At 74.6% G+C, this 26,693-nt stretch carries 21 protein-coding genes and 2 pseudogenes; 10 read left to right on the top strand and 13 right to left on the bottom strand.

Features of this window, described 5'->3' with window-relative positions; all coding sequences use genetic code 11:
• Window positions 1-62: 62 nt before the first annotated feature.
• On the bottom strand, window positions 63-1,529 hold the full coding sequence (locus AC07FY_RS15610) for a glycosyltransferase family 39 protein (protein ID WP_479005950.1): 1,467 nt from the start codon (window positions 1,527-1,529) through the stop codon (window positions 63-65).
• Window positions 1,530-1,689: 160 nt separating this feature from the next.
• Between AC07FY_RS15610 and AC07FY_RS15605 the strand changes: the two genes are divergently transcribed.
• Window positions 1,690-2,979, top strand: coding sequence for an ATP-binding protein (locus AC07FY_RS15605; protein WP_479005947.1), 1,290 nt, complete (start codon window positions 1,690-1,692; stop codon window positions 2,977-2,979).
• Window positions 2,980-3,337: 358 nt separating this feature from the next.
• On the opposite strand, the gene AC07FY_RS15600 is transcribed toward AC07FY_RS15605, so the two are convergent.
• The 4 genes from AC07FY_RS15600 to AC07FY_RS15585 form a co-directional block, all read right to left on the bottom strand.
• The gene (locus AC07FY_RS15600) at window positions 3,338-3,946 is read right to left on the bottom strand and encodes a hypothetical protein (RefSeq protein ID WP_479005944.1); all 609 of its coding nucleotides are present in this window, start codon (window positions 3,944-3,946) and stop codon (window positions 3,338-3,340) included.
• Window positions 3,943-5,568 (bottom strand): serine/threonine-protein kinase, encoded by a 1,626-nt coding sequence (locus tag AC07FY_RS15595; protein ID WP_479005941.1) that lies wholly within the window; start codon window positions 5,566-5,568, stop codon window positions 3,943-3,945. Before AC07FY_RS15595 ends, AC07FY_RS15600 begins: the two co-directional genes overlap by 4 nt.
• Window positions 5,569-5,781: 213 nt before the next feature.
• A complete protein-coding gene (locus AC07FY_RS15590) occupies window positions 5,782-6,261 on the bottom strand; it encodes an NUDIX hydrolase (RefSeq protein ID WP_479005939.1) in 480 nt (159 codons plus the stop codon).
• A gap of 88 nt (window positions 6,262-6,349) precedes the next feature.
• Window positions 6,350-7,420 carry a cation diffusion facilitator family transporter gene (locus AC07FY_RS15585; RefSeq protein WP_479005936.1) on the bottom strand — a complete coding sequence of 357 codons (1,071 nt, stop codon included), beginning with the start codon at window positions 7,418-7,420 and terminating at the stop codon, window positions 6,350-6,352.
• Between the two features lie 162 nt (window positions 7,421-7,582).
• Between AC07FY_RS15585 and AC07FY_RS15580 the strand changes: the two genes are divergently transcribed.
• From AC07FY_RS15580 to AC07FY_RS15570, 3 genes are read left to right on the top strand one after another with little or no spacing between them, the layout of a single operon-like run.
• Window positions 7,583-9,952, top strand: a complete 2,370-nt coding sequence (locus AC07FY_RS15580; protein WP_479005933.1) for an ABC transporter ATP-binding protein/permease — start codon at window positions 7,583-7,585, stop codon at window positions 9,950-9,952.
• Complete coding sequence (locus tag AC07FY_RS15575) at window positions 9,949-10,611, top strand: hypothetical protein (protein WP_479005930.1); 663 nt, start codon at window positions 9,949-9,951, stop codon at window positions 10,609-10,611. Before AC07FY_RS15580 ends, AC07FY_RS15575 begins: the two co-directional genes overlap by 4 nt.
• The gene (locus AC07FY_RS15570; RefSeq protein WP_479005927.1) at window positions 10,611-11,579 is read left to right on the top strand and encodes a serine/threonine-protein kinase; all 969 of its coding nucleotides are present in this window, start codon (window positions 10,611-10,613) and stop codon (window positions 11,577-11,579) included. Before AC07FY_RS15575 ends, AC07FY_RS15570 begins: the two co-directional genes overlap by 1 nt.
• Before the next feature lie 41 nt (window positions 11,580-11,620).
• On the opposite strand, the gene AC07FY_RS15565 is transcribed toward AC07FY_RS15570, so the two are convergent.
• Window positions 11,621-12,910, bottom strand: a complete 1,290-nt coding sequence (locus tag AC07FY_RS15565; protein ID WP_479005924.1) for a streptophobe family protein — start codon at window positions 12,908-12,910, stop codon at window positions 11,621-11,623.
• Window positions 12,911-13,003: 93 nt separating this feature from the next.
• On the opposite strand from AC07FY_RS15565, the pseudogene AC07FY_RS15560 reads away from it, so the two are divergent.
• Window positions 13,004-14,266, top strand: a pseudogene (locus AC07FY_RS15560) (DUF6777 domain-containing protein); the annotation flags it as partial.
• A 234-nt stretch (window positions 14,267-14,500) separates the two neighbouring features.
• Window positions 14,501-16,576 carry a SpoIIE family protein phosphatase gene (locus tag AC07FY_RS15555; protein WP_479005921.1) on the top strand — a complete coding sequence of 692 codons (2,076 nt, stop codon included), beginning with the start codon at window positions 14,501-14,503 and terminating at the stop codon, window positions 16,574-16,576.
• A 39-nt stretch (window positions 16,577-16,615) separates the two neighbouring features.
• On the opposite strand, the gene AC07FY_RS15550 is transcribed toward AC07FY_RS15555, so the two are convergent.
• A complete protein-coding gene (locus AC07FY_RS15550) occupies window positions 16,616-18,580 on the bottom strand; it encodes an ABC transporter permease (RefSeq protein ID WP_479005918.1) in 1,965 nt (654 codons plus the stop codon).
• A 207-nt stretch (window positions 18,581-18,787) separates the two neighbouring features.
• Window positions 18,788-19,600, bottom strand: coding sequence for a molybdate ABC transporter substrate-binding protein (gene modA, locus AC07FY_RS15545; RefSeq protein ID WP_479005915.1), 813 nt, complete (start codon window positions 19,598-19,600; stop codon window positions 18,788-18,790).
• 208 nt (window positions 19,601-19,808) lie between these two features.
• Here modA and AC07FY_RS15540 point away from each other — a divergent pair, with 208 nt between their 5' ends.
• A complete protein-coding gene (locus AC07FY_RS15540; RefSeq protein ID WP_479005912.1) occupies window positions 19,809-20,207 on the top strand; it encodes an RNA-binding S4 domain-containing protein in 399 nt (132 codons plus the stop codon).
• Between the two features lie 128 nt (window positions 20,208-20,335).
• Here the strand turns inward: AC07FY_RS15540 and AC07FY_RS15535 are convergent, their stop codons facing one another.
• From AC07FY_RS15535 to dhaK, 3 genes and pseudogenes are all read right to left on the bottom strand, one after another.
• Window positions 20,336-20,716 (bottom strand): PTS-dependent dihydroxyacetone kinase phosphotransferase subunit DhaM, encoded by a 381-nt coding sequence (locus AC07FY_RS15535; protein WP_479006350.1) that lies wholly within the window; start codon window positions 20,714-20,716, stop codon window positions 20,336-20,338.
• 96 nt (window positions 20,717-20,812) lie between these two features.
• Window positions 20,813-21,409 (bottom strand): annotated as a pseudogene (gene dhaL / locus AC07FY_RS15530) (dihydroxyacetone kinase subunit DhaL); the annotation flags it as partial.
• A gap of 55 nt (window positions 21,410-21,464) precedes the next feature.
• Window positions 21,465-22,469 carry a dihydroxyacetone kinase subunit DhaK gene (gene dhaK / locus AC07FY_RS15525; protein ID WP_479005909.1) on the bottom strand — a complete coding sequence of 335 codons (1,005 nt, stop codon included), beginning with the start codon at window positions 22,467-22,469 and terminating at the stop codon, window positions 21,465-21,467.
• Window positions 22,470-22,586: 117 nt separating this feature from the next.
• On the opposite strand from dhaK, the gene AC07FY_RS15520 reads away from it, so the two are divergent.
• On the top strand, window positions 22,587-23,228 hold the full coding sequence (locus AC07FY_RS15520; RefSeq protein ID WP_479005907.1) for an alpha-ketoglutarate-dependent dioxygenase AlkB: 642 nt from the start codon (window positions 22,587-22,589) through the stop codon (window positions 23,226-23,228).
• A 47-nt stretch (window positions 23,229-23,275) separates the two neighbouring features.
• Here the strand turns inward: AC07FY_RS15520 and AC07FY_RS15515 are convergent, their stop codons facing one another.
• Window positions 23,276-23,581, bottom strand: coding sequence for a DUF1232 domain-containing protein (locus AC07FY_RS15515; protein WP_479005904.1), 306 nt, complete (start codon window positions 23,579-23,581; stop codon window positions 23,276-23,278).
• 46 nt (window positions 23,582-23,627) lie between these two features.
• Complete coding sequence (locus AC07FY_RS15510; RefSeq protein ID WP_479005902.1) at window positions 23,628-24,092, bottom strand: MarR family winged helix-turn-helix transcriptional regulator; 465 nt, start codon at window positions 24,090-24,092, stop codon at window positions 23,628-23,630.
• A gap of 120 nt (window positions 24,093-24,212) precedes the next feature.
• On the opposite strand from AC07FY_RS15510, the gene AC07FY_RS15505 reads away from it, so the two are divergent.
• Window positions 24,213-24,794, top strand: coding sequence for a DoxX family protein (locus AC07FY_RS15505; protein WP_479005899.1), 582 nt, complete (start codon window positions 24,213-24,215; stop codon window positions 24,792-24,794).
• A 55-nt stretch (window positions 24,795-24,849) separates the two neighbouring features.
• Window positions 24,850-26,655 carry a glycoside hydrolase family 15 protein gene (locus AC07FY_RS15500; protein WP_479005896.1) on the top strand — a complete coding sequence of 602 codons (1,806 nt, stop codon included), beginning with the start codon at window positions 24,850-24,852 and terminating at the stop codon, window positions 26,653-26,655.
• The last annotated feature ends 38 nt before the right edge of the window (window positions 26,656-26,693 follow it).

Genomic DNA, 26,693 nt, shown 5'->3' with positions numbered 1-26,693 from the left:
GGAAGCACGGTGAAGGCCGTGGCGGCCGCGTGAAATCCGGGCGCCGTACCGGCCCTGCCCCGCTACCCCACCCGCTCGTACACCGTCACCCGGCGGCCCCGGACCTGCCGGTCCTCCACCACCGCGAACCGCTCCCGCAGTACGGCGGCCTTGGTCCGGTCCCGTTCCGCCGACGGCTCCTTCGCCACCCGCGCCGCGTCCGTGACCAGCAGCACCCGCCGCCGGCCGAGCAGGGCGGCCCGGATCGTCTCCGGGCCGGCCTCCTCGCCCTTGAGCGTGCCCGAGGAGACCGGGGTGCTCGCCAGCGCGATGTCGGACAGGCCGGTGAACGCCTCCGGCGAGACGAGCGCGGTGTCCCGGCGGGCCGCCGGCACGAACAGCACGGCGTCCCCGTCCCGCTTCAGCCGCTCCACCTCACCGGCCACCGAGAGCACGTCGTCGATCCGGCTCGCCGGAGCCCGCTTGCCCACCTCCACCGGCAGCAGCGCCACCGCGGCGATCCCCAGCACCACCGGCACGAGCAGCCGGCCGGCCCTCGGGAAGCGCGGCGCGCAGACCCGGACGGCAGCGCCCAGCGCGGCGCCGAGCAGCAGCGCGAGACCCACCATGGAGAACAGCACGTACCGGTCCAGGAACAGCGGCCGGACCACGGAGACGCCGATCAGCCCGAGCTGGGGTACGGCCAGCAGCGGAAGCCCGACGGCCGCCGCCGACAACCGCGCCCGGCGGGGACGGTCCGCCGCCGCGCACAGCCCGCCGACCGTCAGCAGGATGCCCGGCCCGACCAGCATGTGCCAGGTCAGCGGGGGTATCCACGACACCTGGTCGGATTGCCCCCGGCTGAACAGGATCAGCGGCAGGGCCCCGGCCAGCGCCGCCGCACCGTGCGCACACCAGCGCAGCCACACCCCGCGTCCTGCCCGCACCCACCACAGGGTGACGGCGTGGGCGGGCAGGATGAGGAGGGACAGCCAGTTCAGCAGGGCGCAGACCAGCACGGCGGTGCCGTACGCCGTCCAGCGCGGCCAGACCCGCCGCCCGGGCCGGGCGGGCTCGGGGGAGAGCAGCGACACCAGCAGCAGGGTCGACAGTCCGGCCCCGGCCGCGACCAGCGCGTACGGCCGGCCCTCCTGGAGGTGGAACTGCACGGCGGGCAGCAGTCCGAGGGCCAGCCCGCCGCCGAGCCCCGCCCAGAATCCGGCGAGGCGCCGGCCCATGACCGCCACGCACACCGCGGCCACCGCGACCGCCAGTACGGACGGCAGCCGCAGGGTCGTGGTGCTCGCCCCGAAGACCTCGAAGAGACCGTGCATCAGCAGGTAGTACAGCCCGTGCACGGCGTCGACGTTGCCCAGCAGGTCCCAGATCTCGCCCGTCGACCGGCCGGCCGCCACCTGCCAGGTCGCCGCCTCGTCCCGCCACACGCTGTGCTCGCGGGAGAGCCCCCACAGGCCGAACGCCAGGGTCCACAGGAACGGCAGCGACCAGAGGAAAGTCCCGCGTCGGGCCGCGGGTATGTGGCAACGCATGAAGCTGCTGGGTTCCTCGGTCTGGTGTTCGGGCGGAAGGCACCAGTCTATGGACGGTACGGACGGTTTCCCGACCGCCTGTTGTGCACCGCGGCGCGTGGGCGGTGGACCCACCCGCGCCTAGCCTCGCCGCAGGAGCACGAACGAGGGGCGGTACCCGGTGAACTGGCTCATCCACGACTACCGCGAGAGCGATCTCGCAGCGGTGGTCCACTTGATCGACACCACGGCGGAACTGGGCCAGGAGTCCGTCTTCTCCCTCGCCGAGTGCATCAGCGCCCTCACCGACCGGCAGCCGTGCGTGGTCGCCGTCCACCAGGGCGTCCCGATCGGCGCCGCGCTCGCCTGCGTCACCGGAGAGCGGGCCTGGGTGATGCGCATCGCCATCGCCGCGGGTTGGCGCGGCCGGGGCCTGGCCAGCGCCCTGCTCGTCGAGCTGGAGCGGCGGCTCATCGCGGCACGGGTGGGCCGGATCGCGTACGTCCTGCCCGAGGAGGACCTGCTCGGTGAGGGACTGCTGAACGCGGGGTACACCCGCCAGCCGGCCGTCGCCTACTTCGAGAAGACCGAGCCGCTGCACGGACCGGCCGCGGGCCTCCTCGACGACCTCGGCGGCCGCTTCCTGCAGGGCGACCTGTGGGCGCGGGTCGCCGGCATGGAGCGGGAGAAGGACCTCATCGAACGACGCGTGGTGCTGCCGCTCGCCGAGCCGGAACGGGCCGCCTCGCACGGCGTGCGGCCACCGCGCGCCATCACCCTGTTCGGGCCGCCCGGAACCGGCAAGACCACCTTCGCCCGGGCCATCGCCTCCCGGCTCGGCTGGCCCTTCGTGGAACTGCTGCCCTCCCGGCTCGCCGACGAGGGCAACCTCGCCGCCGCGTTGCGCGACGCCTTCGCCCGGATCGCCGAACTGGAACGGGTGCTCGTCTTCATCGACGAGGTCGAGGAGATCGCGCCGGTGCGCACCGAGCCCGCGCAGCCCGGGGGGATCCACGGGGTGACGAACGAACTGCTCAAGCTGATACCGGGCTTCCGCGAGGGTGACGAGCGGCTGCTGGTCTGCGCCACCAACTCCATCCGCTCCCTCGACCCGGCGTTCCTGCGCCCCGGCCGCTTCGACTACCTGATTCCGATCGGCACCCCGGACGCCGGGGCCCGGGCCGCGATCTGGTCCCGCTACACGGCGGGGCGCGCGGACGTGGACGTGGCGGCGCTGGTCGCGGCAACGGAGCTGTTCACCCCGGCCGACATCGAGCACGCGGCACGGATCGCGGCGCAGGTGTCCTTCGAGCGGGACCTGGAGGCGGTGGGCGGACGGGGAGCGGCGGCCGCGCAGCTCGGCGCGACCACGGAGGACTACCTGGCGGCGGTCCGGCAGTGCCGGCCCACCGTGACGCCGGCGATGACGGGCGAGTTCGAGGCGGACATCACCGCCCACGCCCGCTTCTAGATTCCCGGCCCGCAACCGGCCGGTGCACATCCGGCACCCCTGGAACTTCCGCTCCCCGGTTGCGGCGGGGGGCGGAGACGGCCGAGCGGCCGGGCGCGAAACGGCCCGCGGCCACTCCCCGAAGTGGCCGCGGGCCTCCCGCGCGGACGGGGCGTCCGTGCGGGACGGCCACGCTCCGGTTGGGGTGTTCGCCGGCTGGAGCGTGACACGCAGGGCTGCCGGAGGGCGTCCTGGACGCCTTCATCGGCACCTACGAGTCAACCAGCGGGCGGCATGCCGGCGCTTCGGCCGAACGGCCGCGGCCGCCTCGGCCGAAAGGGCCGGATGTGCGGGGAGACCGGCCGGGGCCGGGCGCCCGCTACGGGGAACAGCGGTAGCCGAACTCCACCGCGGCGGTGCGCCGTCCGGGGGAGAGCAGCTCCAGCTCCGCCCTGGCCGGGTACGTCCCGGTGCCGCGGAAGGTCCACAGCAGGTGCAGCCGGGCCTCGCGCTGCCCGCGCGGCACCCGCTCGGTCAGCGGCTCCGACCGGGTGCCGTCGCTGCGCAGCCACCGGTAGGTGAGCGTGCCGGGGCGCCCGTTGGTCCGTACGACGGCCACCACATCGGCCGCCGCGTCGCAGGCCGGGCCCTGGGCGGCGGTGGTCACCGCCACGTCCCGGACGGCGAGCGCGGGGCCGAACCGCTGCCACCCGAGGTGGGCGAGGACCGCCAGCAGCACACCGGCGGCCAGCGCGTAGCGACGCAGGCCGGACCCGCGCCGGGCCCCCGACCGCGCGGACGCGGCCGCGGCGCCGGTCACCGGGAAGGGGGCGGGCATCGCCGCCGTGACCCCGGGCCCGAACCTGAGCACCGATCCCTCCACCCGGTCGGGGACCACCTCGGGCGCCGGCTGAGGCCCGGAGAACCAGTGGCTGCCGAGGACGGTGGCACTGTAGTCGTCGTCCTGCGGGGCGCGAGGATCGCTCATCGGGGCGCCTCCTGGCAGCGCGGCAGGTACTGCGAGGCGGAAGCGGACCGGTTGCCCGCGGCCGGCTTCGTGCTCACCCGGACACCGCCGTAGCAGCCGCCGCCGCGGGTGAAGGCATGGGACTTCACCACGGCGGCGAGCGAGCCGGACCGCACGGTGAAGGTCTCGGTGCCGTCCGGTACGGAGTAGTCGCCCTGCCGGTTGCCCAGGAACCACTCCACGACGACGGTGACGGGCCCGGGGCCGGTCGCCGCGACCGAGATCGTCGCGTCACCCCGCTGGACGCCGGTCGTCAGCGACACGTCGACGCTCGTGACCTTCAGGGTGGGCGTGGGACTGGGGGTCGGCGTGGGCGACCAGCCGCCGCTCGGGGTCGGGGGCGGCGTCGGGGTCGGTGCGGGGCCCGACGGCAGCGAGCCCGAGGGCGACGGCGGCGCGGACGCCGAGGGGCTCGCCGACGCCCAGGGGCTCGGGGTCGGTGAGGCGGAAGGTGAGGCGGAAGGCGACGCGCTCGGAGCCGGCGCGGGCGAGGCCGGGCCCGCGCTCGTCGTGGCGAAGGCACTGAGCGCCGACGACCCGCCCGGTGCCGCGCCGAGGGCGTCCGTCGTGAGCACCAGCGCCGCGCCCAGGATCAGCGCCGCCCCCGCCGCCAGCCAGCCACGCCGGCCCGGCGCCCAGCCGGAGCCCGGCCCGCCGACCAGGGTGGTGGAGGCGAACGCCGTGGTGCCCTCCGCGGCGCCGCCCGCCGACGGGAACAGCAGCGGCAGCAGCGCGGCCGCCGCCGCCAGCTTGCGCTGGCCGCGCTCCTCCCACCGCGGCCCGTACGCGGCGAGGGCGACGTCCTCCAGCTCCGCCACGAACGCCTCGGCGTTCTCCGGCCGCTGCTCGGGCCGCTTGGCCAGACCGCGCCGGATCAGCGGGCGCACCGGCTCCGGGGCCTCGGTCTCCGGGACGGGCGCCTCGATGTGCTGGACGGCCAGCTCGGCGAAGTTCTCCCCGTCGTAGGGCTTGCGCCCGGTCAGGCACTCGAAGAAGGTCGCCGTCGCCGCGTACACGTCGGCCGCCGGCGAGGCGGGCCGGCCCTGCCACTGCTCGGGGGCCATGTAGGCAGGGGTACCGGCCACCCCCGGCGTGGTGCCGCGACCCGCCGCGATGCCGAAGTCCACCAGCTTCGACGAACCGTCCGCGGAGACCAGCACGTTCTCCGGCTTGTAGTCGCGGTGGACGACACCCTCCCGGTGCGCGGCCGCCAGCCCCAGCAGCGAGCCCTTGAGCACCACCAGCGCCGCCTCGGCGTCCGTGCGCCCGGACTGGCGGAGCAGCGCGCGCAGCGGGACGCCGTCGACCAGTTCCATCACGATGGCGGCGCCGGCGGGCGACTCCACGTACTCGTACAGGCCGACCACGAACGGCGAACGCAACCCGCCGAGCAGCCGGGCCTCGGCGCGGAACCCGCCGACGAAGGCGGGGTCCTCGCGCAACCGGTCGCTCAGGTACTTCACCGCGACCGCCGTGCCCGTGGCGTCGTGCACGGCGAGCACCACGCGGCCGCTGCCGCCCGCCCCGAGCTCCCGGACCTCCGTGTATCCGGGGACCGCCCATCGCGTCCGGGTGTCCTTCATCGTTTCTCCGCCCCCCTGCCGGCCGTGGTTCCGCCGCCGTGCGCACCCCGGGTCGGGGCGTCACATGGGACGTGCGATCGGCCACGGCCGGTTCCCGCCGGGGGGCGTGCGTCAGGCCGCGACCGGCACCGCGCCGATCATGGCGTGCAGCCGGTCGGCGGCGGCCCGTCCGAAGGCCGGGTCGTTGATGCGGGTGTCGTAAGACGACCTGGATCAACCCTCGGTGATCTCCAACAGGCGTTCAAGGAAGGGAACCTGAGAAGGGATCAGTTTCTCGCGCGCTTCCGGCGGGCCGAACCACGCCACCCGGTCGAGCTCCGGGAACTCGGTGGTGTTTCCCGAGTGCGGCGGCCACTCCATCGTGAAGGTCCCGGGCACCATCAGCGCGGGGTCGAGATCCGCCTCCACCGCCCAGACGGTCACCAGCTTTCCGCTGGTCAGCCGTACCTCGCCCAGCGACAGGTACGCGCCCTCCGGCGGCGGCAGCCCGATCTCCTCGGTGAACTCGCGGCGGGCCGCGTCGCGCGGGGTCTCGTCCGGTCCGTACTCGCCCTTCGGAATGCCCCAGCCCCCGGCGTCCCGCCCCGCCCAGAGCGGGCCCCCGAGATGGCCGAGCAGGACCTCGATCCCCGGGTCGGAGGCTTCACCCGTTCGGCGGAACAGGAGCAGTCCGGCACTGCGCTTGTGCGTCATGCACCATGTATGCCCCGCGGGACGGCGGGCCACCGGGGCCCCAGTCCCCCCGCGTCGGCGGTCCACGCGGGGACGGGGCCGGGGGCGGTCAGTGGTCGTGCGGCCCCTCGCGGTGGACCGGTCCGTGCGCGTCCGCGCAGTGCGAGTCCCGGGCCGTCTGATCGGCGCGGCCGACCGTGAGGAGGGCGTCCTGTACGTGGTCCACCTGGAGGGTGGTGTGCGTGATGCCGTACTCCTCGGCCAGCAGCCGCTCCAGGTCCCGGCGCACCGCGTGGCAGTCACCCGCCGGCTCGACCAGCACGTGCGCCGACAGGGCCGCCTGCCCCGAGGTGATGGTCCAGATGTGCAGGTCGTGCACCTCGGTCACCGGCGGGTGGCCGACCAGCCGGTCGCCGACCGCGTCCGGGTCCACATGGGCGGGGGCGGCCTCCAGGAAGATCCGGCCGGATTCGCGGACCAGCCCGTAGCCCGCCTTGACCATCAGCACCACCACCACGAGCGTGGCGATCGCGTCGGCCTGCCGGAATCCGGTGGTCAGTACGATCAGACCGGCGACGGCGGTCCCGATGAAGGCGAACAGGTCGTTCAGTATGTGCTGGTAGGCACCCTCGACGGCGAGCGAGGTCCGGTTCGCCCGCGAGATGCACCAGGCCGCGGCGAGGTTGACGACGATGCCCGCGAGCGCCGTCACCACGACCAGCCCGCCCTCCACCGGCGGCGGGTTCACGAGCCTGCGCACCGCCTCGTAGGCCAGCCACACCGCCAGCAGCAGCAGGGTCAGCCCGTTGGCCTGCGCGGAGAGTATCTCCGCACGCTTGAGGCCGTACGTGAAGCCGCCACGGGCCGGCCGGGCCGCCAGCCGCATGGCGATCAGCGCGAGGACGATCGAGACGGCGTCGGTCAGCATGTGCGCCGCGTCGGAGATCAGGGCCAGCGAGTTGGCCATGACGCCGACGGCCACCTCGGCGGCCATGAAGGTACCGATCAGGGCGAGCGCGATGGCCAGCCACCGGCGGTCCGCGTCGGCCGAGACGCCGTGGCCGTGCCCAGCGTGGCCCCCGCCGTGCGCGTGGCCGTGGTCGTGCGCGCGGCCCCCGTCGCGGGCAGGGCCGTGGTCGTGCGCGGTGCCGGCTTCGGCCGCGTGGTCGTGCCCACTCATGGCGTTCCCCCATGTGTTCGGATCCGTCGCGTGAAGTGAACCGCACCCCGGCGCGATGGGCAAAGGCTGCAACGGGGACCGTTGTCATTCCCTTTAAGGCGCCTCTGACCTGCGGTGATGCCCGCCGCTGCCGCGGCCTGCGGATCGTGGGAAAATCTGTTCATGGTTCAGCGCCCCGGTGTGCCGACCGCGCCCGAGCTCGTCCTGGAGACCGATCGGGGCTCCACGCGGATGAGTCCGGGCCACAGCTACCACGTCGGCCGCGACCCCCTGTGCGAGATCTGCCTCGACGACGCCCGCGTGTCCTGGCACCACGCCGTCCTGCGCCCCGACGGCGACCACTGGACGGTGGAGGACGAGGGCAGCACCAACGGAACCTGGGCTGACGGCCACCGCATCCGCGCATGGACCGTCGGTCCCGGCAGCGAGCTGCGCTTCGGCAGCGTCGACGACGGCCCGCGCGCCGTCCTGGCCGACGTTCCCGCGCCGGCCGCGGCCCGCCCGTCCGGGGTCTCGAACCCCGGAATGACCGGCACCTTCCGGCAGCCGACCACGGTGCGCCCGCTGCTCGCCCGCGCCGCCGTCCGCATCGGCCGCGCCCCCGAGAACGACCTCGTCATCGAGGACCTGATCGTCTCCCGCCGCCACGCGGAACTGCGCGCCCTGGCCGACGGCGGGTACGAGATCGCCGACCTCGGCAGCCACAACGGCACCTATCTCAACGGTGCCCGCGTCGAAGGGGCCGCCCGCCTCGCCGAGGGGGACATCGTCGGCATCGGCCGCTCCGCCTTCTGCCTCGTGGGCGACCAGCTCCAGGAGTACGTGGACACCGGAGAGGTCTCCCTCGACGTCCAGGACCTCACCGTCGCCGTCGACCGCGGCCGCAAGATCCTCATGGACGGCGTCTCCTTCCCCGTGGGCGCCAAATGCCTGCTCGCGGTCGTCGGCCCCAGCGGCGCCGGCAAGTCCACGCTGCTCGGCGCCCTGACGGGCCTACGCCCCGCCGACCGGGGCACCGTCTACTACGACGGCCGCGACCTCTACCACGACTACGCGGAACTGCGCAGCCGCATCGGCCTCGTCCCCCAGGACGACATCCTCCACGCGCAGCTCACCGTCCGGCGCGCCCTGGTCTACGCCGCCGAACTGCGCTTCCCCCAGGACACCGCCAAGGCCGAACGCGAGGCCAGGGTCGACGAGGTGATCGAGGAGCTCGGCCTCGTCCAGCGCGCCGACCAGCCCATCCACAGCCTCTCCGGCGGCCAGCGCAAACGGGTCTCCGTCGCCCTGGAGCTGCTCACCAAGCCCTCCCTGCTCTTCCTGGACGAGCCCACCTCCGGCCTCGACCCCGGCATGGACCGCTCGGTCATGCACATGCTGCGCGGACTGGCCGACGACGGCCGCACGGTCATCGTCGTCACCCACAGCGTGCTCAGCCTCGACGTGTGCGACCGGCTGCTGTTCCTCGCCCCGGGCGGGCGAGTCGCCTACTACGGCCCGCCCCAGGAAGCCCTGGCCTTCTTCGGCTTCGAGCACTGGCCGGAGGCGTTCGAGGCGTTCGAAACCCAGCAGGACCGCGACTGGGCGGGCGCCTACCGCGACTCGCCGACCCACCGGCGCTACGTCCAGGCCACCGCCCGCCGCCCCGGATCCCCCGACGCCGCCGCCGAGCCCGCGCGCGCCGCGCCGCTGCCCCCGCCCAAGGCGCAGAGCTGGGGCTCCCAGCTGTCCACCCTGATCCGCCGGTACGCCGCCGTGCTCGGCGCCGACCGTACCTTCCTCGTCATCATGATCGCGCTGCCGTTCATGATGGGCGCCATGGCCCGCGCCCTCGCCGGGAGCACCCTCACCGCCGAGACGGCACTGAACGCCCTGCTCATCCTGACCATCGGCGGAGTCCTCACCGGCGCCGCCAACGCCGTCCGCGAACTCGTCAAGGAGAGGGTGATCTACCAGCGCGAGCGCGCCGTCGGACTGTCCCGGTCGGCCTACTTCATGTCCAAGGTGGTGGTACTGGGCGCCATCACCGTCGGCCAGGCCGTCGTGCTGACGCTCGTCGGCCTCGGCGGCGTACGCCTAAACGCCCCGAACGGCCGGGGCGTCCTCATGCCCCCGCTCATCGAGATCACCCTCGCCGTCGCCCTGCTGTCCTTCACCGCGATGATGCTGGGCCTGCTGATCTCCGCCCTGGTACGCAAGGAGGAGGTCACCATGCCCCTCCTGGTCCTCCTCGCCATCGTGCAGGTCGTCTTCTGCGGCACCCTGCTGAAGCTCTACGACGTCGCCGTACTCGAACAGGTGGCGTGGCTCGCGCCGGCCCGGTGGGCCATGGGCGCCATGGGCGGCACCATCGGACTCGGCGCGATCGTCCCCGGCAGGCTCACCCAGGACCCGATCTTCCGCCACGAGACCGGCGTGTGGCTGGTCAGCATCTCCATGCTGCCGGTCCTGTCCGTGCTCTTCGGCGTGCTGGTGTCCCGGCTGCTGCGCCGGCACGAACCTGCCGTCATGCGGAAGCAGCCGCGGAAATGAGCTTCTCCGAGGAGGTCCCGGAATTCCGGCCCACGCACGTCGTCCCGCGGGAGGGCCTGCCCGCGTGGGAGACCCCGGACACCTCCCGCCCGACCGTGCCGCTGGACGCGTTCCTCCCCGTCCAACTGCTGACCCGGCGCGGGGACTGGGGGGAGGTCCTGTGCGCCAACGGCTGGTCCGCCTGGGTGGACGGCCGCCTGCTGGTGTCCGTGCCGCAGCCGCCGCCCACCGCCGCGGGGCGGACCCCTGGCCGCGCCGAAGACCCCGGACCGCAGCTCGAACGCGGCGCCGCGGCCCTGGAGCGCTACCGGCGGGCCGTCGCCGAACTCGCCGCCGGCCGTACGGACGGCGAGGCCTTCCGGCGCTCGGTCCGCGGGCTGCGCGTGGGAATCGTCATCGACGGGGAGTCCGTGTGGCTGTACGACGAATCGGCGGGGCGGTGGATGTACGGCGACGGGACCCGCCTGGCGGCCTACGCGGCCGTCGCCGGGCCGGGAGCACCCGCCGTGCCCGAGGCGCCGCCCGCCCCGTCGGCCCCGCCCGCACCCGGGCCGTCGGGGCCCGGCCCCGTCGCGGTCCAGGCCGACGGGGAGCCCGGCCCCGAGCCGGGGCACGCCCCGACGCGCATCGTCGACAACCCCGGCCCCGGCGGCCGGTGATGGGGACGCCCGACCCGGTCGGCGGGCGCCCCTCCGACCTGCTGGGGAAGCGCATCGCGGGATACCTGGTGGAGAGCGAGATCGGGCGCGGCGGCATGGCCGTCGTCTACCGGGCGCGCGACCTGCGCCTGGACCGCACGGTGGCGCTGAAGCTGCTGGCTCCCGAACTGGTCCGCAACGACACCTTCAGGCAGCGCTTCGCATACGAGTCGAAGGTGGCCGCGGCCATCGACCACCCGCACATCGTGCCGGTCTTCGAGGCCGGCGAGACGGACGGACTGCTGTACATCGCGATGCGCTACGTCGCCGGGCAGGACCTGCGGGCGATGATGAACCGCATGGGACCGCTCCCGGCGGACACGGCCTGCCGGATCGCCGGCCAGGTCGCCTCCGCCCTGGACGCGGCGCACGCCCACGACCTGGTGCACCGCGACGTCAAGCCCGGCAACATCCTGGTCGCGCGGGGCACGGACAGCGACCACCCCGAGCACGTGTACCTCACGGACTTCGGACTGACGAAGAAGTCGCTGTCGCTGACCGGCCTGACCAGCGTCGGACAGTTCGTGGGGACGCTGGACTACGTGGCGCCGGAGCAGATCTCCGGCAAGCCGGTAGACGGCCGGTGCGATGTGTACGGCCTCGGCTGCGTGGTCTACGAAACCCTGGCCGGCGGGCCGCCGTTCGAGCGGGACGAGGACATGGCCCTCCTCTGGGCCCACCAGTACGACGTGCCGCCGCCGCTGACCTCGCGCCGCCCGGACCTGCCCGCCGCACTGGACGAGGTCCTCGCGAAGGCGCTGGCCAAGCTGCCGGAGGACCGCTGGAGCAGCTGCCTCGACTTCACCGCGGCCCTCCGCCGCGCCGGCTCGTCCGCCACCCGGCCCCCTCCGCGCACGGCCCCCCGGGCCGATGTCGCGCCCCCGCCTCCGCCGGCATGGGCGCGCCCGGTGTTCGGACGGTGCGACTGAGTCGTCCCGTCGCCGACCGGTGCCCCTTTTCATGGCAGGGCCTACGAGGCGGGCCGGGCCGCGACCGGTTCGCCGACGCGGCCCCGACGGCGCAGGGGGCGGGCCAGCAGGGCACCCAGGAACCCGGCGACCGCGCCCCACAGGACGGCGAGGGGGACGGTGCGCCACAGGACCGGGATGAGTTCGACCTCGGCGCCGAGGCCGTCCGCCTCGCCGATGCCCAGCAGCGAGAGACCGAACTGGGCCTCCACCCGTACCAGGAGGCAGACCGTCAGCGTCGCGAGGGCCAGGGCCACGGCCAGGTGGAGGGCGTGCTGCCAGAGCCGGACGTGCGCGGGGGACCGTACGGCCGCCAGGACGCCGGTGCCGAGCAGCAGGGCGGCGGCCACCGCCACCAGCCCCCAGGCCCGGGGGTCCCGCTCGGCGAGCGAGGCGACATCGAACGCGGAGGGGTCGGAGCCGCGCAGGACCTGGTCCAGCAGGTGCGGCATGGGCAGCCCGAACGGGCCCTCGACCCTGCCCTCCCAGGCCCCGCCCAAACCCAGGGTGAGGGCGAGCCAGACGAGGTTCGGCAGCCCCAGCAGGATCACGGCCAGGGTCCGGCCGGCATGGCCCTGGGTGGCGGCCACGACCAGGCCGGCCCCGATGCCGAGGATGACGTAGGCGAGCAGCAGCACGACCGTGGCGAAGGCGGCCGGGCGCACCGCCGCGTGGAAGCGGACCAGCCGCGCCGGGAGCGGTGCGCGGCGCGACACCAGCAGGGCCACCAGCAACAGGCCCAGGATCCAGAGCAGTCCGAAGAGAAGGGTGGCGGGGAGATCGGCGCGGAAGCCGACCGTGGGGGCGGAGTCGAGGAGTTCGCCGATCACTCCGATGGGGGAGTCGCCGGTGGAGATTCCGAAGGACTGCCGCGCGAAGAGGGCGGCGCCGGCCAGTGCGAGCAGCCATAGCACGATCAGGGGAACCGCCCGGCCGAGGAGTTCACGGGGCCGGGCGACCGCCCGGTTGTGCAGCGGGCGCAGGAAGCAGTACCCGGCCGTCAGGGCGCCCGCGAGGCTCACCGAGAGCGGGAGCACCGACAGGCTCGCGTCCGCTCCCGCGAGGAGACCGGCGTCGCCCGACACCTCGACCGAGCCGCCCGCCGCCATCACCACGACTGCGGCGGCCACACGGGGGAACGCACCGCCGGGAAGGTCACCGGCGCCCGCGAACGCCAGACCGGCGGCGGCGACCGCCGCCATCACCACGAAGCCCGCCACGACGGCGAGGAGGGCGTCGCGCCATGCTCCCGCGGACCCTGCGGATGACGGTGATCCCGGTGTCCTGCTCACCCTGCAACCGTGGCACTCCCCGCTTGCGGGCACCACCCGGACGGCGCACACAATGGTCCGCAGGGAATTCACTCCTCCTGCGAAGGAGAGCCCGTGACCACGCAACCTTCCGGCCGTCCGCCCTCCTCGGAGCGCCCCACCGGACCGCCCTCCGGCCCGCTCTCGGGCGGGCAGCAGGGGCCTCCGCCGCCGCCACCGCCCTCGGCGCCACCCGGTGGGCCGGGCGGTCCCGGAGGCCCGGCCAAAGGCCCGTGGTGGCGGTCGGTGCCCCGGCTCGCCACCGCGCTCGTCGCGGTGGCGGCGGCCGTGGCCCTCGCCCTGGTCCTGACCCGGCCCAGCGGCACGAGCGCGGGCGGCGAGGTGTTCCTCCAGCCGGTGGCCGCCTCCGGGCCCGACCCGTTCACCGAGTCCACCGCGGTGAACGAGGCGGCGCCGCCGCCCGAGACCGGAAAGCCGACGGGTACGGGCAAGCCGCCGGGGAAGCCCGCCGAGACCAGGACGCCGGGCACCACGGCTCCCACGGGCACCCGGACCGTCAGCGGTGCCTCGCCCGGCGTGTACGCGGGCACCAGGAACGTCGCCAGCTGCGACGTCGAGAAGCAGATCGGGGCCCTTTCCGCGCAGCCGGACAGGAACCGGGGCTTCGCCTCCGCCCTCGGCATCCAGCCGGCGGCCGTCCCCGGCTACCTCCGCTCGCTGACCCCCGTGCAGCTGCGGATGGACACCCGGGTCACCAACCACGGCTTCCGGAACGGCGAGGTCACCTCCTACCAGGCGGTGCTCCAGGCCGGGACGGCCGTGCTGGTGGACGACCGCGGGGTGCCGCGGGTGCGGTGCGCGTGCGGGAACCCGCTCGGGCCGCCCGTGGCGCTGAAGGCCAACCCGAAGCGCTTCGGGCAGGTGTGGAACTCGTACCAGCCCTCGCGGGTGGTGGTCATCGCACCGTCGGTGACCATCGTGAACAACTTCGTGATCTACGACCAGCGGCACGGCAACTGGTACGAGCGGGAGCGGGGGCACCGCCCCGGCAAGCCCGACCGCCCGGTGCCGCCGCCGGTGTTCCCGACCCCGCCGATCACCACGGTCACCCCGACGTTCCCCACGCCGACGAAGACGCCGACGAAGACGCCGACCAAGACGCCGACGAAGACGCCGTCGGAGTCCCCGCTGACGACGCCGTCCGAGACGCCGTCCGAGGCGCGGACCGAGACGCCGCCGGAGAGCCCGTCGGACTCCCCGTCGACACAGGAGTCACCTGCGGAGTCACCCGCGGAGTCACCTGCCGAGTCACCCCCGCCCTCCCCGGCCGAGGAGACGGAGGCGGTGACCTCGGCCCCGCCCGCCGAGCCGCGCTCGGTGGAACCCGTCTCCCCGACGCCGTCGCCCGAGGCGCAGCTGCCTTCGCCGCCGACCCCGCCCCCGACGCCGGTGCCCTCGCTGGAGCTTCCGCCGCCGCCCGTGGTCCCCACCCCCGTGGAGCCCGCGCCCGGCGTGCCCACCGTGGAGGAGACCCCGCCCGCCCCGGCCCGGCCCGAGGAGTAGCAGCGGGCTCAGGAGGAGAAAGGCCGCGCGGAGTGAGAGGCTGACTGCATGGCCCCGTGGGGACGCACTCCCAAGGTCGACTGGCCCGCGCGGCCGGACACCAGCCTGGCGCTCAACCGCATGGGCACCTTCGACTGGGACCTCGACAGCGGGCGGATGTTCCTCGATCCGACCGCCCTCGAGGTCCTCGATCTGCGCCCGGACGAGTTCGACGGGACCGGCACCGGACTGCGCCCCCGCATCCCGCCCGCCGACGAGGCCCGCCTCGAGGCCCGCGTGGCGCAGGCCCTCGAGGACGGCCACAGCCACTACGGCGCGTACGTCCGCGGCCGCCGCCGGGACGGCACCCTGGCCTGGCTGCACATCCAGGGGCACATCATGCGGGACCGCGGCGGGCGCCCCTACCGCGTCATCGGCATCCTGCGCGACGCCGCCCACGACCCCGGCGAGCCCGGCGCCCCCGGCGAACGGGCGGAAGGACGGCGCCGGATGACCGGCGTCGTCGAGCGGACCACGGCCATCCTGGCCCACGCCCGTACCGTCAACGACGTCACCGACGTCCTCAAGGACCCGGAGGCACTCGGCCACCTGGGAGCCGTCAGCGTGATGCTGGGCGTCGTGGACGGCGCCCGCATCCACCTGGTCGCGGAGGGCCAACTGGGTTCCTACGTGCCGGAGATCGAGTACACGCGGATCGACGCGCGGTTCCCCATGAGCGAGGCCGTGCGTACCATGCAGCCGGTCTACATCGCCTCCCGGGAGGACTTCCAGCGGCGCTACCCCCAGCTGTGGCCGTACATCGAGCCGCTGGCCGTGCGCAGCGGGGTCTACCTGCCGCTGATCGCCCAGGGGCGGCCCATCGGCGCACTGGGGCTGCTCTACCGGCGCGACGGGGACTTCACCGCCGAGGAGCGCAACGTCCTGATGGCGCTCGGCAGCGGCATCGCCCAGAGCCTGCAGCGCGCCATGCTCTTCGAGCAGGAGCACGACCTGGCGGAGGGCCTCCAGCGCGCCATGCTGCCCCGGCGGATCCCCGACGTGCCGGGCGCGCTCATCGCCGTCCGCTACCGGTCCGCCCGGATGGGGCGGGACATCGGCGGGGACTGGTACGACGTCATCCCGCTCGGTGAAGGCCGCGTCGGGGTGATGATCGGCGATGTGGAGGGCCACGACACGGACGCGGCCGCCGTCATGGGCCAGCTCCGCATCGTGCTGCGCGCCTACATCGTCGAGGGCCACACCCCCGGCACCGCCATGGCCCGGGCCTCGGCGTTCCTGCGCGACCTGCAGACGGAACGCTTCGCCACGTGCACCTACGCCGAGGTGGACCTCACCAGCGGGATGCTCCGGATGGTCCGCGCCGGACACCTCGACCCCGTGGTGCGGCGCGGGGACGGCAGCTGCCACCGGGTCCGGGTGGCGGGCGGGCTGCCGCTCGGACTGCCGCCCCGCGAGCAGTCGGGGACGGGCTCGGGCTACCCGGTCACCAGCCTGGAACTGCACCCGGGCGACACCCTGCTGCTGTGCACGGACGGGCTGATCGAACGGCCCGGGGCGGACCCCGACACCGGGATGCGGGAGTTCATGGCGGCGATCCGCAGCGGCCCGGTCGACGTGGAGGAACTCGCCGATGTCCTGTGCGACCTGATCGGGGACTCGGGAGGCGGGGACGACATGGCCCTGCTCGTCCTGCGCCGGCGCGGGACGCCCGCGGGACGCGGCGGCGGCCCGCTGCGCCAGCGGCTGGACCCGGGGGACCCCGAGGCGCCGGGCCTGGCCCGGCACCTGATCCGGGCGGCCGCCGCGGCCTGGGGGGCGCGGGACCGGGCCGACGAGATCGAACTCGCGGCAGACGAGCTGATGACCAACGCCCTGGTGCACACCGACGGCCCCGCCGAGGTCGGCATGCGGCTGACGGCGGACGGCCGGATCCGCGTCGAGGTCGAGGACTCCAGCAGCGCCCTGCCGAGGCGCCGCGAGGCGGCGGACTGGGCGGTCTCCGGGCGCGGGCTGCTCCTGGTGGAAGGGCTCGCGGACGCCTGGGGCGTGGAGGCCCGGGGCGGCGGCAAGAGCGTGTGGTGCGAGTTCGCCGTGCCTGCCGCGGCGCTACCGGAGGGAGGCTGACCGCCCGACGGCCGCGCACGTTCCGGCGGGCTGGGCGGGCTACAGCCGTACGAGCGTCACCTCGGTGGCCTTCACGCTCGTCCACACCTGCGCCCCGTCCACGACGCCCAGCTCGGCGGCCGCTTCGGGGGTGATCTCGGCGACCAGGTCCGGCGCCCCCTCCGGGGCGATCAGCACGCGCAGTCTGCTGCCGACCGCGGTGACCTCCCGTACGGTGCCCGGCCAGACGTTGCGCGGGCTGCCGCCCGGCCGGTCCCGGTGCACGGCCACCGCTTCCGGGGCGATGATCGCGAGGGCCCGCGTCCCCTCGGGCAGCGCCTCGGCGACGACGAGCCGGCCTCCGGCGGCCAGCGCCAGCCCGTGCGCGGAGGCCGTACCGGGCCAGGCGTTGCGCCCCAGCATCCGGGCCACCCACGGGGAGCGCGGGTGGCGGGTCACCTCGGCGGGCGGCGCGTCCTGGAGGGTCCGCCCGTCGGCGAGTACGAGCACCCGGTCGGCCAGGGAGACCGCCTCGACCGGGTCGTGCGTGACGATCAGGCAGACCCCGCCGAAACCGGCCAGATGGGTGCGCAGGGTGTGCCGGACCCGGGCCCGCGTGGTCTGGTCGAGGGCGGCCAGCGGTTCGTCGAGCAGCAGCAGGCGCGGACGCGCTGCCAGGGCGCGGGCGAGGGCGACGCGCTGGGCCTGGCCCCCGGAGAGCTGGGCGGGCCTGCGGGCGGCGAGGTGACCGACTCCGAGCCGGTCCAGCCAGGACTGGGCCTCACGGCGGGCCTCGGCCCGCGGCACGCCGTGGGCGCGCAGCCCGTACGCGGTGTTGGCCAGCGCGCTCAGGTGCGGGAAGAGCGCGCCGTCCTGCGGGACCCACGCGACCTGCCGGCGGTGCGGGGGCAGGGCGGTGACGTCGGCGTTCCCGAGCCGGAGCTCGGCGTGCGCGCGCGGGGTCAGGCCGAGCAGGGCGCGCAGCAGGGTGGTCTTCCCGGCGCCGTTCTCGCCCACCACGGCGATCGTGGTGCCCGGTTCGGCGTCGAGGGTGAGCCGGTTGAAGCCGGTGACGGTGGCGTGCAGCGCCCAGTGCCCGGCGTCGGCCGCCGGGGCTGCCGGTGGTTCGGCCCGCGGGGGGTCCGCCGGTCCGGCGGCGGGCGTGGCGGCGGGGCCGGACGGCTCGTCGGGCACCGCCGGCACCCGGGAGCCACCGCGGGTGACGGGAGTGCCCGTCCAGCGGCCGCGCAGGGCGACCAGGACGCCCATGGCGATCGCGAGCAGCAGCAGGGAGACGGAGGTGGCGGCCTCGGGCTCGTCCTGGAGCAGCAGGTACACCTGGAGCGGCAGCGTCTGGGTGGTGCCGGGCAGGTTCCCGGCGAAGGTGATGGTCGCGCCGAACTCGCCGAGCGCGCGGGCCCAGGTGAGCGCGGCGCCGGCGACCAGGCCGGGGGCCACCATCGGCAGGGTCACCGTGAAGAACACCCGGACCGGCGAGGCGCCGAGGGAGGCGGCGGTCTCCTCGAAGCTCTGCCGGAGCCCGCCGAGGGCGCCCTCCAGGCTGATCACGAGGAACGGCATCGCCACGAAGGTCGCCGCGACGACGGCGCCCGAGGTGTGGAAGGGGAGCATGACCCCGAAGGTCTCCTCCAGCCAGGGCCCCAGCAGACCCCGCCGGCCGAAGCCGAGCAGCAGGGCGACACCGCCGACGGTCGGCGGGAGCACCATCGGAAGCAGGACCAGCGAGCGGACGAGCGCCTTGCCCCGGAACTCCACGCGGGCCAGCAGCCAGGCGAGCGGCACCCCGAGCAGCAGGGAGAGGCCGAGGGCCCAGAAGGACACGACCAGCGAGAGGTTCAGGGCCTGGACCACCCCGGGGCTGCCCAGGTGGGAGCCGAGCTCGCTCCAGCGGGTCCGGCCGAGGATGCCGACGAGCGGCAGCAGCAGGAACGCGACGGCGAGCACCGCCGGGAGCACGAGGACCAGGGGAGGCCGGGTGGGGGTGCGGGTGAGGCGTCTGCTCATGGGGCGTTCCTGGCTCGGGGGGCGGCTGCGGGAAGCGTACGCGGGCCGGCCGCGCACCACGGCGATGGGCCGCCCGCCCGTCCCCCGGACCGGGCAGCCCCTCCCGGCGTGTGTTGCGGCCGCCGGCGCACGGGCCGGTGGCGGACGGGCCCGGTGGGGGACGGTGGGTGGCCGCGGGCCTGACCGGCGCTGCTTCGACGACAGGACCTAGGGCTGCTGGAAGCCGGCGTCCTGGAGGATCTTCTGCGCCTCGGGCGTGCTCAGCCAGGCGACGAACGCCGCGGCGGCCTCCGGGTTCTTGGACTGCTTGAGTCGGGCGGCCGGGTAGGAGGCCACCGCGTTCTGGGCGTCCGGGATGTCCACGGCGACGACCTTCTCGCCCGACTTCGCGGAATCCGTCGTGTAGACGAGCCCTGCGTCGGCCTCACCCAGCTCGATCTTGCTGAGGACGGCGCGCACGTTGGGTTCCTGGGAGACGGGCTTCACGATGACGCCCTGCCGTTCCAGGATCTCCTTGCTGTAGCGGCCCACCGGGACCTCGGGCGCGGCGAGCACGACCTTGATCTTGCTGTCGGCGAGGTCCTCCAGGCCGGCGATCTTGAACGGGTTGCCCTTGCCGGTCGCGATGACCAGGCGGTTCTTGGCGATGACCTCGGCGTCGCCGGTCTCGTCCCGGAGGCCGTCCATCGTCCTGGTGTCAGCCGTGACCAGCGCGTCCGCCGGGGCCCCCTGCCTGACCTGCGCCGCGAGCTCCTGCGAACCGGCGAAGGAGAAGGTCACCTTCGTGCCGGGGCGGGCCTTCTCGTAGGCGGCGCCCGCGGTCTTGAAGACGTCCGTCAGGGAGGAAGCGGCCAGGACGGTGAGGTGAGCGGCCCGGGGCTCGGCGGAGGCGGCGGCCGAGGCCGTCCCGGAACCGGCGGCGGGCTCGGCGTCCGCGCCGTTCCCGCAGGCGGCGAGCGGCACGAGCAGGGCGGCGGTCAGCGCGGCCGCGGCGCGGCGGCGGTACGGGGTCGCGGACATGGGGAGGGGCTCCTCGGTCTAGCGGGCCGGCCGGGTGCCGGGACCGTGGCGGTCCTGGATGCGGCGGGACTGCACATGCGCCACGGTAGGCCCATTCGGCGCGCACATGCAATCCACTTCTGCTTATCCACCTGGCAGCTGCCGTGTTACTTGTGGTATCCGCCGAAACTTCCTCGGTCCTCCCCGTCCGCCTCGCTAGAGTCGGGGCATGGCTGATGAGGTGACGGGATCGGGTACGGACACGGGATCCGTGCGGGTGGACGCGTGGATCTGGTCGGTGCGCCTGACGAAGACCCGCTCGACGGCGGCGACCGCTTGCCGGGCGGGCCACGTGAAGGTCAACGGGGAGCGTGCGAAGCCGGCGCAGCCGGTGCGCGCGGGTGACGAGGTACGGCTCTTCCACGCGGGGCGGGAACGCATCGTGGTGGTGCGCCGGCCCGTGTCGAAGCGGGTGGGCGCTCCGGTGGCCGCCGAGTGCCTGATCGACAAGAGCCCGCCGCCGCCGACTCCGATCGAGGCCGCGGCCGTGGGCATCCGCGACCGCGGGGCGGGCCGTCCGACGAAGCGCGAGCGCCGGGAGATCGAAACCCTCCGCGGCCGCCCGTAGCCTCCGGCGGGCGCACACCCGGGAAGGCCGCGAAAGCCGGCAGGCCGGCTCCCGCCGCCGTCGCCGTCAGGGGGCGGTGGCTGCGGCCGTCGCCGAGGCCGGCCCGGGGCGGGCGCTCGGCGGCCGGATCAGGTCTTGCGGTAGGTGTACGCCTCGTTCGCGGCCGCTTCGACCATCGGCAGGGCCCCACCGGCGGACGCGGTGACGAAAGCCGCCACCGCGCCTTCCAGGAACGGTGCGTCCACGAGCCGGGAACCCGGCGGCAGCGCGCCCTCCGCCAGCAGCGAGCGCACCGTCAGGACGGAGCTGCCCAGATCCGCCAGCAGGGCGACACCGGCGCCCCGGTCCACGTCCCGCGCGGCCGCGAGGACGCGCTCGGCGCTCGTGCCGAGACCGCCGTCTGCCGTGCCGCCCGCCGCGGCCACCGCGGCCATCGGACCACCCGGCGCCAAGCCCCGGGCGAGCTCGGCCACCGCCTCGGCGACCGGCGCGCTGTGCGAGACCAGCACGATGCCCACCAGGGCCCGCCCGGTGTCATCGGGGGCCGCCCCGGCGGAGCCCGCGGCCGAGGCCGCCGCCACGTCACGGCCTCGCTCCGGTGCCACCTCCTGCGCCGCCTCCGCGAGGGCGGCCAGCAGCAGCGCCGAGGAGGTCGCGCCCGGATCCTGGTGTCCGACGCTCCGCTCGCCCAGGTAGCTGGCCCGCCCCTTGCGCGCCCGCAGCGGTACCGTCGCCCGCGCCCCCTGCTCCGCCGCGTCCCCGGCCGCCCGGTACGAGGTGCTCAGCGCGGCCACCCCCGGAACGAGGGCGTCCAGCATCGTCTTGTCGCCCGGCGCCGCCCCGCCAAGCCGGGCCACCGCGCGCACTCCCGAGTCCAGGGCCGCGTGCACGTCCTCGTCGGAGACCTCGGCTGCGTCTGCCAGTTCCTTGCCGGTGGTCCTCAGCAGCGTCCCGTACAGCGGCCCCGACGCACCGCCGACCGTCGAGATCAGGGTCCGCCCGGCGAGCCGCAGGACGGCGCCCGGTGTCCCGGGGGCTTCCGCCGACAGGGCCGCCCCGACCGCGGCGAAGCCCCGCAGCAGGTTGGCCCCGTGGTCGGCGTCGCCGATGGGGGAGTCCAGCTCGGTCAGCCGGTCGGCCTCGCGCTCCACCGCGGCTGCGGCGGCCGTCATCCAACGCCGGAAGAAGTCTGCGTCGCGCACCGGATCTCCTCGTGTCGGGAAGCAGCCCGGGCGGGCCCTGCCGACCACCCTACGGTCAGCGGCCCCAGCGCAGCGCGGCCGTCTGGACCGGGGCGTCCCACAGCCGCAGCAGTTCGTCGTCGACCCGGCACAGCGTCACCGAGCAGCCCGCCATGTCGAGCGAGGTGACGTAGTTGCCGACGAGCGTCCTCGCCACCGGCACCCCGTGCGCGTCCAGCACCCGCGCCACCTCGGAGTGGAACCCGTACAACTCCAGGAGCGGCGTCGCCCCCATGCCGTTGACCAGCGCCAGGACCGGCCCGTCGGCCGGACCCACCTGCGCCAGTTCACCGAGTACGGCGCCCACGGCGATCTCGGCGATCTCCCGGGAGGGCATCATCGGGCGCCGCTCGCGGCCCGGCTCCCCGTGGATCCCGATGCCGAGTTCGACCTCCCCCTCGGGGAGGTCGAAGGTGGGGCTGCCCTTGGCGGGTGTGGTGCAGGCGCTCAGCGCCACGCCGAAGCTGCGCGCGGAGTCGTCGACCCGCCGGGCGATCGCCGCGACCCGCTCCAGCGGCGCGCCCTCCTCGGCCGCCGCCCCGGCGATCTTCTCGACGAAAAGGGTGGCCCCGGTGCCGCGCCGCCCGGCCGTGAACAGGCTGTCGGTCACGGCGACGTCGTCGTCGACGAGCACGCGCTCCACCCGCAGCCCGTCCTCTTCGGCCAGCTCCGCCGCCATCTCGAAGTTCAGCACGTCGCCGGTGTAGTTCTTGACGACGAAGAGCACCCCCTGCCCCGAGTCCACGGCCGCCGCCGCCCGCAGCATCTGGTCGGGAACGGGCGAGGTGAACACCTCCCCGGGGCACGCCGCCGACAGCATTCCGTACCCCACGAACCCGGCGTGCAGCGGTTCGTGCCCGGATCCGCCCCCGGACACGAGCCCGACCCGGCCGCTGCCCCGCACGTCCCGTCGTACGACGATCCGCCGCTCCACGTCGACATCGAGCTCGGGATGCGCGGCCGCCATGCCGCGCAGGGCGTCGGCGACCACGGTGTCCGGACTGTTGATCAGCATCTTCACGGTTGTCTCCCAGGAAGCTCGGCCTGAGTGCAGTGTGGCGCAGATCGCCGCCCGGCGGGGTCGGCGGCCCTCGCCGGGAATCGCGCACGTGTTCGGTTCTGGGGTTACGCTGGAGGCATGCACGCGGTACACGGCTCGGGCCTGCAGGGTTCCCTCTTCGACCAGGGCGATGACATCCGGATCGGGCCGCTCGGCGGCCTGCGTCGGACCGAGTTCGGTGCCGGCGCCTGGGTGGACCACCTGCCCGGTTGGCTGTCGGGTGCGGACGCCCTCTTCGAGCGGCTGGCGGCCGAGGTGCCGTGGCGTGCCGAGCGGCGGCACATGTACGAGCGCGAGGTCGAGGTCCCCCGCCTGCTCGCCTTCTACGGGGCGGACGAGCCGCTTCCGCACGCGGTCCTCACCGAGGCCCGCGAGGCCCTGAGCCGTCACTACGCCGCCGAGCTCCGCGAGCCCTTCGTCACCGCCGGGCTGTGCCTCTACCGTGACGGCCGGGACAGCGTCGCCTGGCACGGGGACCGGACGGGCCGATCCTCCACCGAGGACACCATGGTCGCGATCGTCTCCGTCGGAGACCCCCGCGATCTGGCCTTCCGGCGCCGCGACGGCGGGGCGACCCTGCTGAGGCTGCCCCTGGGGCACGGCGACCTCGCCGTGATGGGCGGCTCCTGTCAGCGCACCATGGAGCACGCGGTGCCCAAGTCCACCCGGGCGGTGGGCCCCCGCATCAGCATCCAGTTCCGCCCGCGCGGCGTGGGGTGACCGGGCGGGCCCGCCGCCCTCCCGGTGCGGGCCCGGGCCGGCCGCGCTCACACGCGGTCGGGTTCCTTCGCGGGGCGGATGGCCGGCGCGGCCGCCGCTGCGGCCGCGTGCAGCGAGCGCAGGGCCAGCAGCAGGACGCCGATGTCGTCGAGGTACACCGGGTCCGGAATGAGGTCCACCGGTGAGATCGTGTAGACCACGGCGACCCAGAACAGGGCCTTGTCGCGCAGGGGGATCCCCGCGTCCACGAGCAGCCGCCGGGCCCGCAGGACCCGTACGAGCAGTACCGCCGCGACGACCGCGAGCCCGACCGCGACGGCCAGGGCGAGGCCGATCCAGATCTTTCCGTCCATTGCGCGCGTATACCCGCCCGATGGGCCTCCGTACCGCTTGAGGGGCTCAGGAACCCGGCGTCCGCAGCCGCCGGCCGACCTCGCCCAGTCCGTCGGCGAGCGCGTCGAGCTGCTCGGGGGTCAGGACGTCGATGAGGACCTCCCGGACGGTGGCCACGTGCCCGGGCGCCGCCTCGTCCAGCCGGGCCCGGCCGGTCTCGGTGAGGACGGCGAAGACCCCGCGCACGTCGGAGGGGCAGCTGCGGCGGCGGACAAGACCCGCCTTCTCCATCTGCGTGACCTGGTAGGTCAGCCCGCTCTTGGAGTTGATCAGACCGTGGGCCAGATCGGTCATCCTCAGCTCCCCGTCCGGGGCGGCGGCGAGCCGCACGAGGATCTCGTACTGGGCGTGCGAGAGCCTGGAGTCGTCCTTCAGCTGCTGGTCGAGGCGCCGGTTCACCAGGGCCGACGCGGCCAGGAAGCCCTCCCAGGCGCGTTTCTCGCGTTCGTCCAGCCATCTCGTCTCAGCCATGGCTCCAGCCTACCCCGGGTTGTTCGAATTTGAATCACCGGCTAGGGTCGGGCCGATGGTTCGAATGTGAACAACTTTCGCCCTCTGTCCCCCTCGCACCGCCCGACCGGAAGGATCCCCATGACCAGCCCCTCCGCCGACACGGCGAAGCCGCAGGCCACCGCGCCGGCCGCCGCCCGGCCCGCCGAAGACCCCTCCGTCCGCCCCGCCTTCTCCACCCCCGGCCACGACACCGGACTGCTGCTCCTGCGCCTCGTCCTCGGCCTGACCATGGCCGCGCACGGCTCCCAGAAGCTCTTCGGCTGGTTCGGGGGCGGCGGCGTCAGCGGCACCGGGCAGTTCTTCACGGCCAGCGGCTACCCGGCCGGCGAGGCCATGGCCGTACTCGCCGGTCTGACCGAGACCCTGGGCGGCCTCGGCCTCGCGGCCGGTTTGCTCACCCCGCTCGCGGGCGCCGCCGTCGTCGGCACGCTCATCAACGCGATCGCCGTCCACGGCACCGGATCCTTCTTCGCCCCCGAGGGCATCGAATACGAACTGCTGCTGACCGCGGGCGCCGCGGCCCTCACCCTGACCGGCCCGGGCCGGTACGCCGCCGACCGCTTCCTGCCGGTCCTGCGCGGCCACCGGCTGTCCCACGGCGCCCTCGCCCTCGCCCTGGGCGCGGCCCTCGCCGCCGTCATGCTCCTCGTACGAGGCTGAAGACGTACGGGAACCGCGCAGATTGACCCCGGACCTTCGGGGGAAGAGCGCACAGATGACACAACCCATCGAAGACTACGCACTCATCGGCGACCTGATGTCCAGTGGGCTGGTCGGCCGGGACGGGTCCATCGACTGGCTGTGCCTGCCGCGCTTCGACTCGGCCGCCTGCTTCGCCAAGCTCCTCGGTGACGAGGAGAACGGCCACTGGCGCATAGCGCCGCTGGACGCGGCCGACGGCGAGCGGTGCACCCGCCGCTCCTACATCGAGGGCTCCCTGGTGCTCGAGTCGTACTGGGAGACCGGGACCGGCACCGTCAAGGTCATCGACTTCATGCCCCAGCGCCAGGCGTTCCCCGATGTCGTGCGCATCGTCGAGGGCGTCACCGGGCGGGTCACGGTGCACAGCACCCTGCGCCTGCGATTCGACTACGGCCACGTCGTCCCCTGGGTGCGGCGCGACAACGGGGACCGCGTGGCCGTGGCCGGACCCGAATCCGCCTGGTTCCGCAGCGAGCCGCCCGTGCGCACCTGGGGCGAGGAGAACAGCACCTGCTCGCAGTTCCAGGTCGCCGCCGGCGAGCGCGTGGCCTTCGTGCTCACCTGGCACCCCTCGCACGAGCCGCGGCCCGAGCCCATCGACCCCTTCATGGCGCTGGAGGAGACCCTCGCCGACTGGTGGGACTGGACCCGCCAGTGCGGTTACAAGGGCCCCTACCGGGAGGCGGTGACCCGCTCCCTGATCACGCTGAAGGCCCTCACCTACGCGCCGACCGGCGGCATCGCCGCGGCCGCCACCACCTCGCTCCCCGAGGAGATCGGCGGTGTCCGCAATTGGGACTACCGCTACTGCTGGCTTCGGGACGCCACCCTCACCCTCGGCGCCCTCCTCGCGACCGGCTACCTCGACGAGGCCCGAGCCTGGCGGGCCTGGCTGCTGCGCGCGGTCGCCGGAAACCCCGCGGACCTGCAGATCATGTACGGGATCGCCGGGGAGCGGCGGATCCCCGAGACCACCCTGCCCTGGCTGCGGGGCTACGCCTCCTCCGCCCCCGTGCGCATCGGCAACGCGGCCGTCGACCAGCTCCAGCTCGACGTGTACGGCGAGGTCATCGACTCCCTGTACCTGGCCCGGTCCGCCGGCCTTCCCGCCGAGCGCCACGCCTGGCGGATCCAGCTGGCACTCCTCGACTTCCTGGAGCGCAACTGGCAGCGCCCGGACGAAGGGCTGTGGGAAGTGCGCGGCCCGCGCCGGCACTTCGTGCACTCCAAGGTCATGGCCTGGGTCGCCGCCGACCGGGCGGTGCGGACCCTGGAGGAGAACCCCGCGATCCCGGGCGACGTGGAGCGCTGGCGGAACATGCGGGAGGCGGTGCACCGCGACGTGTGCGAGAAGGGCTACGACCCCGAACGCAACACCTTCACCCAGTACTACGGCTCCCGCGAACTCGACGCGGCGACCCTGCTGATCCCGCGCGTCGGTTTCCTGCCGCCCGACGACCCGCGCGTCGTCGGCACGGTCGACGCGGTGCGCGAGGAGCTCGGGCGCAGCGGCCTGCTCCGCCGCTACAGCACCGAAGGCCCGACCGTCGACGGTCTGCCCGGCGACGAAGGAGCCTTCCTCGCCTGCTCGTTCTGGCTGGTCGACGCCCTCTACATGACGGGCCGGCGCGACGAGGCCCGCGCACTGTTCGAGAGGCTGCTGTCGGTCCGCAACGACGTGGGACTGATGGCCGAGGAGTACGACCCGGTCTCCGGGCGCCAACTCGGCAACTTCCCGCAGGCGTTCAGCCACGTCGGGCTGGTCAACACCGCGCTCACCCTGTCCCGGGAGGAACCCGCCGGCCCTCTCTCCGGCTGACGGCGCACCCGTCGCAGGGCGGTGCTGGTGCTGTCCGA

The sequence above is a fragment of the Streptomyces sp. NPDC045967 genome (genome assembly GCF_056430495.1).
Note: the sequence above shows the minus strand (reverse complement) of the source record. Positions and strands in the feature narration are given on the sequence as shown.